The organism is Alteromonas sp. KUL150 (assembly GCF_009811475.1).
In the GTDB taxonomy this organism is placed as follows: Bacteria; Pseudomonadota; Gammaproteobacteria; order Enterobacterales; family Alteromonadaceae; genus Alteromonas; species Alteromonas gracilis.
Genome location: NZ_BLIJ01000071.1, coordinates 18,248 through 27,914, shown reverse-complemented (window position 1 = coordinate 27,914; position 9,667 = coordinate 18,248). Strand labels below are relative to the sequence as shown.

Below are 9,667 nucleotides of genomic sequence, written 5' to 3'. Positions count from 1 at the left end.
TTATCTTCTCTCAATTTTATCATTATCTCCTTTCGTAATTTTCGCGAACATTTGCTTATTTGTTTCAAAACTGCGCGTAATGTCTTGCTTTTTGCTCAAAATGCATTCAAAAGCGTGTTACAAACTTGTGTTTGCCTCTCGACTCTTGTGGTATGCGGCTGTATACTACCGCGTCTTTTTTTAACCAGTACGTTTGCTTCAGGTTGGTATTTTGACGCGAATTCGCGACCTAACTTTGAAGTGATTAACGTCGAATAACGACCTCTACCCCGGCGTGATATGCAATTAATGCATGACGGGAGAGGGGATTGGGAACAAAGCGCCTGTAAAGGCGTATAGTTGAGGTAACATAATGCAAGTTTCAGTCGAGACGACCCAGGGTTTAGAACGCCGTCTTACTATCACCGTTCCATCCGATACGGTTGATTCAGCAGTTAAGTCACGCCTACAGCAGTTGGCAAAAACACAACGCATCAACGGCTTCCGCCCAGGCAAAGTTCCTGTAAGCGTAATCAAAAAGCGTTTCGGCCAGGCAGTTCGCCAAGAAGTCGCTGGCGATGTTATGCAGCAAAACTTCTACCAAGCAGTGATTCAAGAAAAAATTCAGCCTGCTGGTATGCCTAAGTTTGAACTGACTAAAGATGAAGACGGTCAGGACCTAGAGTTTGTAGCATCTTTCGAAGTCTACCCAGAAGTAGAAGTGAAAGGTGTAAGTGATATCGAAATCGAGAAGCCAGTAGTAGAAATTACTGACGAAGATTTAGATAACATGATGGAAACCCTTCAGAAGCAGCACGCAACTTGGAAAGAAGTTAAGCGTAAAGCGAAAAAAGACGACAAAGTGATTATCGACTTTGTTGGCTCTATCGACGGCGAAGAGTTCGAAGGCGGTAAAGCGGAAGATTTCGCGTTAGAACTTGGTAAAGATCGCATGATCCCTGGTTTCGAAAAGCCACTAGTTGGTGCGAAAGCGGGTGAGGAAGTGACTATTGAAGTAACGTTCCCTGAAGATTACCACGCTGAAAACCTGAAAGGTAAAGACGCTGTATTTAAAACTACCGTCAAAAAGGTTGAAGGCTTAGATCTTCCTAAAGTTGACGAAGAGTTTGCAAAACTATTCGGTGTTGAAGAAGGCGGTGTTGACGCGCTTAAAGCAGAAGTTCGCAAGAACATGCAGCGTGAACTAAACCAAACGCTTAAGGCGCAAGTTAAAGAAGATGTTATCGCTAAGCTTGTAGAAGCTAACGAAATTGACATCCCTCAAGCGCTTATCGACCAAGAAGTGAATGCACTTCGCGAACAAGCTAAACAACGCTTTAGCCAACAAGGCGGTGGTCAGAACCTACCAGACCTTCCTGCTGAATTGTTCACAGACAACGCTAAGCGTCGCGTGTCTATTGGTCTACTTCTTGGCGAAGTGATTAAGCAGAACGAACTTAAGGCGGACGAAGCTAAAGTAAACGAGATGATCGAAACTGCGGCTTCTGCGTATGAAGATCCTCAAGAAGTTATTGATTACTACAACAATAACCAAGAGCTTATGCAGCAAATGCAAAACGTTGCGCTTGAAGAGCAAGCTATCGAGTGGGTTCTTGAGCAAGCAAAAGTTACTGAAGTAACTAAAGCTTTTGACGAGGTTATGAACAAACAGGCGTAATTTTTTACTGTCTGATTGACAATACTTGTCAGCAACTGCTTAAATGCTCGGAGCCTTCCGAGCATTTTTGTTTTTAACGCTAGATAATCAAGGTAGCTATGACTAATACCCCGTTTGACCCAATGAATGCACTTGTTCCTATGGTTGTTGAGCAAACCTCTAAAGGTGAGCGCTCATACGATATTTATTCACGCCTGTTAAAAGAAAACGTTATTTTCTTAGTAGGACAAGTTGAAGATCACATGGCCAACCTCATCGTTGCTCAAATGTTGTTCTTAGAAGCTGAGAACCCTGAAAAAGACATTTTCCTATATATCAACTCGCCGGGCGGTTCTGTAACTGCGGGTATGGCAATATACGACACCATGCGCTTTATCAAGCCTGATGTGAGCACGGTATGTTTGGGGCAAGCTGCAAGCATGGGAGCATTTCTTCTCTCTGCAGGCGCTAAAGGTAAGCGTTATTGTCTACCTAACTCGCGTGTTATGATTCACCAACCGCTAGGTGGTTTCCAAGGTCAGGCATCTGATTTTGAAATACATGCGAAAGAAATTCTGTCTATTAAAGAGAAATTGAATCGCCTAATGGCAGACCATACCGGTCAAGACTATGAGAAAGTCGCGCGCGATACAGATCGCGATAATTTCTTAAGTGCAACTGAGGCGAAAGAATATGGCCTGGTTGACCAAGTTTTAGCAAATCGATCTGACGTAGCCGGAACTAAGTAGTATAGTTATAGTAAACCTGAGTCAGTGCGAAGCACGTATTGGTTTTCGACTCAGGTAAGGCAGAGGCAAAAGTAATGAGTGATAAGCAAAGCGGTGACGGTGATAACAAGCTACTGTACTGTTCGTTTTGTGGCAAAAGCCAACACGAAGTAAGAAAGTTGATAGCAGGCCCGTCGGTATTCATTTGCGACGAGTGTGTTGAGTTATGTAACGATATCATTCGCGAAGAAATTAAGGAAATCGCGCCAAAGCAAAAGCAGGACGCTTTACCTAAACCAAGTGAAATTCATGCTCACCTTGACGACTACGTTATTGGGCAAGAACATGCAAAGAAGGTATTGTCTGTAGCGGTTTACAACCACTACAAGCGTTTGCGTAATGGCGACGTTCATGATGGTGTTGAGCTAGGCAAGAGTAATATTTTGCTTATCGGCCCTACGGGTAGTGGTAAAACGCTTCTGGCCGAAACTTTGGCGCGCTTGTTGGATGTTCCTTTTACTATGGCTGACGCCACCACGTTAACCGAGGCTGGTTACGTGGGCGAAGACGTAGAAAACATCATCCAGAAGCTTCTTCAAAAGTGCGATTATGACGTTGAAAAAGCGCAGCGCGGCATTGTGTATATCGACGAGATTGATAAGATTTCACGGAAGTCTGATAATCCGTCTATCACCCGCGATGTATCCGGTGAAGGTGTTCAACAGGCACTTCTTAAGCTGATTGAAGGCACGGTTGCTTCGGTACCACCTCAAGGCGGTCGTAAGCATCCTCAGCAAGAATTCCTACAAGTTGATACTTCTAAGATCCTCTTTATCTGCGGCGGTGCGTTTGCTGGACTTGATAAAGTTATTGAGCAGCGCGCGCAAAAAGATACAGGCATTGGTTTTGGTGCAACCGTTAAGTCGAAAGACAACAGCAAGCAAATTAGCGAGTTGTTTAAACAGGTTGAACCTGAAGACTTGGTTAAGTACGGTCTGATACCAGAGTTTATTGGTCGTCTACCGGTTGTAACCAGCCTTGAAGAACTAAATGAAGAAGCGCTGATTCAAATTTTACGCGAACCTAAGAATGCGATTACCAAGCAATACGGTGCGCTGTTCTCAATGGAGGACGTTGAACTTGAGTTTCGTGACGACGCTTTAAATGCAATAGCGAAAAAGGCAATGGTTCGTAAGACGGGCGCTCGCGGCCTTCGCTCAATTGTTGAAGCTGTGCTGCTTGATACCATGTACGATCTTCCTTCAATGGATGATGTGAGCAAAGTTGTCATTGATGAAACGGTTATTCGCGGCGAGTCAAAGCCTATTTTGATTTACGACAGTAATGAGAAAAAAGCGGCGTCTGAGTAATAGTTAGCGTTAGTAAACATGTTTAAAAAGGTCCTTCGGGGCCTTTTTTAATTGCTGTTGGTTATTTCTTTTGAGCCAAGAAAAGTCATATACCTTTTCGAAATATTGATAACTTGAACGATATTTGAACGGTTGAGCCCATCCAATCTATCCTTTCTGCTAGATTTCCCAGTTAAGTGTTGCCTTAAACGAAAAAATCGATAATGGTTATAGTATAGGTCAACAGGCCCTAGAGCAGGGAAGGTAAGATAAAGGAATTAACACACTTTAATAAGTTTCGATTGAACTTTGCTCTTGCATCCCCATATAAAAATGACATTTCAAACAAATTGAGAACAAGTATGACAGTTGAGCGTGAAAATCGCATTGAAATTCCTGTGCTTGCCTTGCGGGACGTGGTTGTTTACCCGCATATGGTCATACCCCTATTCGTTGGGCGTGAGAAATCTATCCGATGCCTTGAAGCGGCAATGGAGAATGACAAACAAATCTTCCTAGTAGCACAAAAAGATGCAGGTGTTGATGAACCAGAATCAGACGACATCTACACCGTAGGTACTATTGCCACTATTCTGCAGCTTTTAAAGCTACCTGACGGTACAGTGAAAGTGCTGGTAGAGGGGAGTGTTCGCGGTGAAATAGAAAGCTACAAGCAATCCGAGCCTTTCTTTGTAGCACATGTAGATAAGCTAGAAGACGAAGGTATTGATGAAAACGAGCAAGAAGTATTAATTCGATCTGCCGTTTCTCAGTTTGAAGGTTACGTTAAGCTTAACAAAAAAATTCCACCAGAAGTGCTTACATCGCTTAACGGTATAGAGGATGCTGCGCGTCTAGCCGACACGATGGCCGCGCACATGCCCCTGAAACTTACTGAAAAGCAAAAAGTGTTGGAGATGCAGGGCGTGAATGAACGCCTTGAGTATCTCATGGCGCTAATGGAAGGTGAGATTGATTTGCTGCAGGTCGAAAAGAAAATTCGCACCCGTGTCAAAAAGCAAATGGAGAAAAGCCAGCGTGAGTACTATTTGAATGAGCAAATGAAAGCCATTCAAAAAGAATTAGGTGAATTAGACGACGCGCCCGATGAGTTTGAAGCGCTGTCTAAGAAAATTACTGACGCGAAGATGCCAAAAGAAGCTGAAGACAAAGCGAAAGCTGAACTTCAAAAGCTAAAAATGATGTCTCCTATGTCAGCTGAAGCCACTGTTCTTCGAAGCTACATTGAGTGGCTTACTAACGTTCCGTGGAACAAGCGTTCGCCTGTGAAAAAGGATCTTTCCCGCGCCGAAAGTGTGCTTAATGAAGACCACTATGGTCTGGAAAAAGTAAAAGAGCGCATTCTTGAGTACCTCGCGGTTCAGCAGCGCGTGAAAAAGCTCAAGGGCCCGATATTGTGCCTTGTAGGGCCTCCTGGCGTAGGTAAAACGTCGTTAGGTCAATCGATTGCAAAAGCGACCGGTCGAAAGTATGTGCGAATGGCGCTAGGCGGCGTGCGCGATGAAGCTGAAATACGAGGCCACCGTCGTACTTACATTGGATCTTTGCCGGGTAAGTTAGTGCAAAAAATGGCAAAAGTTGGCGTGAAAAATCCCCTCTTTTTGCTTGATGAAATAGATAAAATGTCTTCAGATATGCGCGGCGACCCAGCGTCAGCGCTTCTTGAGGTGCTTGATCCTGAGCAAAACAACAGCTTTAGCGATCATTATTTAGAAGTGGATTACGATTTGTCTGACGTGATGTTTGTTGCTACGTCAAACAGCATGAATATTCCAGGTCCGCTGCTTGACCGTATGGAAGTGATTCGCTTGTCAGGCTATACCGAAGATGAAAAGCTAAACATAGCTAAGAATCATCTTATTGGTAAGCAAATGGAGCGCAATGGCCTTAAAGCCAAAGAGCTTGAAATTACCGACTCTGCCGTTATCGGCATGATTCGCTACTACACCCGTGAAGCCGGTGTACGGAGTCTAGAGCGCGAAGTGTCTAAAGTATGCCGCAAAGCCGTTAAAGATATCTTGCTTAAGAAGAGCAAAGATAAGGTGGTGGTAACTCAGGATAACCTTAAAGATTACCTTGGTGTGCAGCGATTCGATTACGGCAAAGCGGACAAAGACAATCAAATCGGTCAGGTGACCGGTCTTGCATGGACTCAAGTAGGCGGCGATTTACTGACTATCGAAACCACGTCAGTGCCCGGTAAGGGAAAAATGACGTCAACGGGTTCGCTAGGTGACGTTATGCAAGAATCGATTAAAGCTGCGATGACCGTAGTGAGAAGTCGTGCTGAAAAACTTCGCATCAACGATGATTTTTATGAAAAACGTGACATTCATGTCCACGTACCTGAAGGTGCTACTCCGAAGGATGGCCCAAGTGCCGGTATTGCAATGTGTACTGCACTAGTGTCTTCACTCACGGGTAACCCTGTGAAGTGTGACGTGGCTATGACCGGAGAAATAACTCTGCGCGGTGAAGTGCTCGCAATTGGTGGACTTAAAGAAAAATTACTGGCAGCCCATCGTGGTGGCATTAAAACAGTGGTTATTCCGAAAGAAAATGAGCGTGATTTGGAAGAAATTCCAGATAATGTTAAGAAAGATTTGTCTATTCACCCGGTTAAGTGGATTGATGAAGTACTTGATATTGCACTCCAAGAGCCAGTAGAAAGCTTTGAAGTGGTCAAAAAGTAACTGACGCCGTGGCTGTAATCCTTTAATTTTAAAGGCGTGCAGCCACATTTTTTATATAAAATTGCAATAATTGTATAAAAAATGGTCGTTGGCGAAAAGAAAAGCCTATTTTTTTAAAAATAGGGCTTTCAAGTCGCAAAAGTTGTGTTACCTTTAAATGGTATTCGCTTGAAGCCTTGCCACAAAAGGGATTGCAGCGATTCATTAATAAAGTTAATTAATTGTGACTGAAGCTTGATGTTAACAAGCAAGCTTGCTATAACGTCCAGGCAAAATCGTTTTGGACAAACAGTATAATAACAATCGAAGGGGATCATAATTGTGAACAAGTCTCAACTTATCGACCAAATCGCTGCTGGTGCAGACATTTCTAAAGCAGCCGCTGGCCGCGCTCTTGACGCATTCACTGACTCAGTAACTGCGGCGCTTAAAGACGGCGACCAAGTAGCACTAGTAGGCTTTGGTACTTTCTCAGTTCGCGAACGTTCAGCTCGCAGTGGCCGCAACCCACAAACTGGTGAGACTATTCAGATTTCAGCAGCGAAAGTTCCATCTTTCAAAGCTGGTAAAGCACTGAAAGACGCTTGTAACTAAGCAAAAAATTATAGAAAAAGGCGATGGCTAGTCCATCGCCTTTTTTATTTCTAAAACAAAGAATCCAGTATTAGGGTCAGAGTCATGACTCTAACCCTAATATTTTAAGAGTAGAAATAACCCGTTGGGGCTTGCTGAGATTTTTACATGTCTCCGGCAATGTCTGAAATTAGCTCAAGACAGCACAAATAGTGCGTTTGGGCGTTTATATTCGGCGGCATTGGGTTATAATCAGCGCTTATTTTACCTGGCACTCGCCTTTTAATGGTGTGCCGAGGTAATTGTAGTAAGCAACGGAGTTGAAGAACAATCATGCTAGAAAGAATCAGAGAAGGTTCTCAAGGCCCTTGGGCGATGGCAATTATTGCGCTTATCGTCTTGAGTTTCGTATTCGCAGGCGTAGGAAGTTATCTAACGTCATCAGGTACTACTGCAGTAGCTACTGTTAACGGCGAAGAGATTTCGGCACAAGAACTAGAGCGTGCATATCAAAATCAGCGTGCACAAATGGAATCACAATACGGCGAAAGCATTGCTCAGCTTTTCTCTAGTGAGCAGTACCTTGCAGATTTCAGAAGAAATGTTTTAGACAGACTGGTTGCTGAGAAGCTTATTCAGCAGCAAGCTAATGAGATGGGCTTGCGCGTAAGTGACGAGCAAATTCGCGAAACCATAGTTCAAATGCCTGAATTTCAGTTTGGCGGTCAGTTCGATAATGAGCGATTCCAGGCTATTCTTCGTCAAAATGGTTTTCAAGTAGCCGACTTCCGCGATTATTTGCGTGTTCAGATGACGCAGAATCAATTGGCCGCTGCTTTGACTAACTCTTCTTTTGCCCTAGATGGTGAAGTAGAGCTAGCAAATGCCCTTCAGCGCCAAACTCGAGACGCCAAGTACGTATTGGTGAGCTCTGACGAATTTGCGAGTTCTGTTGAAGTAAGCGATGCCGATGTTGAAGCTTTCTATAACAACAACATTGCATCTTTCGACACAGAAGAACAGGTTAAGCTTGCCTACGTAAAACTTAGCGTTGAAGACTTAAAAGGTCGTGTCTCTGTGAATGATGAGGCTGTGCGCACTTATTATGATAATAATATCGCTAGCTACGGCACTGAAGAAGAGCGCCGCGTTTCTCACATTCTTATTGAATCGGGTGACGACGTAGACGCTGCTAGAGAGAAAGCGCAATCCCTTAAGGCAGAGCTTGATGCTGGCGCTGATTTTGCCACTCTTGCCAAAGAAAATTCTGACGATACTTTTTCTGCTGAAAATGGCGGTGATTTAGACTTCATTACACCAGAGATGATGGACCCGGCATTCGATGAAGCGGCGTTTGCACTAGAAAGTGTAGGTGATGTATCTGATGTTGTTGAAACTGACTTTGGTTTTCACATTATCAAGCTCACTGAACTAAAAGAAGCACAAGTAAAATCGTTTGACGAAGTAGCGAGTGAAATTCGCGACACGCTTCTTTACGATGCAGCAATGGAAAAGTATTTTGAGCTTCAAAATACGCTAGCTGAGATTGCATTCGAAGTACCAGATACGCTTGAAGACGCAGCTAATGCGGTCGATTTACCTGTTCAGGAATCGGTACTCTTCAGCCGAAATACAGCGCCTGCAGATCTAAGTTCTCCGGGGCTTCTAGATGTTGCGTTTTCTTCTGAATTAGTAGAAGAGGGGCTTAATAGTGATATTATCGAGCTAGACGATGAGACCGTTGTTGTTGCTCGTGTGGTTGAGCATCAGCCTCAGCGTACACAGTCGCTTGATGAAGTACGCGAAGGTATTGAAGCATCAGTTAAAGCCGAAAAATCAAGAGAAGCAGCGGAAGCATGGGCATTTGACTTAGCTCAAAAGGTACGTGCAGGTGAAAGCGTTGAAAGTGAACTTTCCGCAAAATCTGTATCTTGGGAAACGGCAACCAACGTACAGAGAGCCGGCGGTACGTTATCACGTGCGCTAGTTGATACTTTATTCTCTCTTGCTCTTGAAGGTGATGATAAGGTTGACGTTGCAACGACAGTAAACGGTGATGTGGCTGTAGTCATGCTTGAAGGCGTAAACAAAGCGCCGGCCCTTGAAAACGAGCTAGGAGAAAGTCTCAAGCAGCGCTTAGCGCAGGTTCAGGGACAGCGTGTTTATCAGCAGTATATCGATGCATTACGTGCAAGCGCCGATGTAACTATTTCCGAAGCTTTGTAGAGATTTATCCATTGCCCCCATAATATAACGAAATGGGGGATGCATAGTGGATACAGCGTTTTAAAGCCAGCATAGTCATTATGCTGGCTTTTTTATTGAGTGTGCAAAGTAGGTAATGTTAAAAGCGGTGCCCCAAGTTAAATGCAGAATTTGGGAAGAGCGCGGTAAAGCTTATGGGGCAATATAAGAAAAGGTTGCCTTCAAAAGAGAACTTGGAATAACGAGTTTGTAAAAGAGAGCCTTAAAAGTTTAACTCCGAAACGCTATGCATGTTTTCCTGACAATGCACACCATCTTTGGAGGTGCTCAGCACTCTGGCTTAATGAAGTCGGCTAGTGCGTCAAAAAAAGCATAAGAGTGTAAAACGCAGCGATTACACCTGAGAGTACAAAGATATATAAGAACCCCTGTTTACCTTGTTCTAATGTGTACTTGTTTGAC

At 43.9% G+C, this 9,667-nt stretch carries 6 protein-coding genes; all 6 read left to right on the top strand.

From position 1 onward, the window contains the following. Positions 1 to 352: 352 nt before the first annotated feature. The 6 genes from tig to GVO62_RS17270 all read left to right on the top strand — a co-directional run bounded on the left by tig (position 353) and on the right by GVO62_RS17270 (position 9,226). Positions 353 to 1,657 carry a trigger factor gene (tig, locus tag GVO62_RS17295; RefSeq protein ID WP_159120316.1) on the top strand — a complete coding sequence of 435 codons (1,305 nt, stop codon included), beginning with the start codon at positions 353 to 355 and terminating at the stop codon, positions 1,655 to 1,657. Positions 1,658 to 1,755: 98 nt separating this feature from the next. Then, positions 1,756 to 2,385 carry an ATP-dependent Clp endopeptidase proteolytic subunit ClpP gene (gene clpP / locus GVO62_RS17290; RefSeq protein WP_159120315.1) on the top strand — a complete coding sequence of 210 codons (630 nt, stop codon included), beginning with the start codon at positions 1,756 to 1,758 and terminating at the stop codon, positions 2,383 to 2,385. A 74-nt stretch (positions 2,386 to 2,459) separates the two neighbouring features. Beyond that, positions 2,460 to 3,734 (top strand): ATP-dependent protease ATP-binding subunit ClpX, encoded by a 1,275-nt coding sequence (clpX, locus tag GVO62_RS17285; RefSeq protein WP_105931757.1) that lies wholly within the window; start codon positions 2,460 to 2,462, stop codon positions 3,732 to 3,734. Between the two features lie 341 nt (positions 3,735 to 4,075). Next, on the top strand, positions 4,076 to 6,427 hold the full coding sequence (lon, locus tag GVO62_RS17280; RefSeq protein ID WP_159120314.1) for an endopeptidase La: 2,352 nt from the start codon (positions 4,076 to 4,078) through the stop codon (positions 6,425 to 6,427). A 321-nt stretch (positions 6,428 to 6,748) separates the two neighbouring features. Then, the gene (gene hupB, locus GVO62_RS17275; RefSeq protein WP_012518978.1) at positions 6,749 to 7,021 is read left to right on the top strand and encodes a nucleoid-associated protein HU-beta; all 273 of its coding nucleotides are present in this window, start codon (positions 6,749 to 6,751) and stop codon (positions 7,019 to 7,021) included. A 312-nt stretch (positions 7,022 to 7,333) separates the two neighbouring features. Beyond that, complete coding sequence (locus tag GVO62_RS17270) at positions 7,334 to 9,226, top strand: SurA N-terminal domain-containing protein (RefSeq protein WP_159120313.1); 1,893 nt, start codon at positions 7,334 to 7,336, stop codon at positions 9,224 to 9,226. Positions 9,227 to 9,667: the final 441 nt, after the last annotated feature.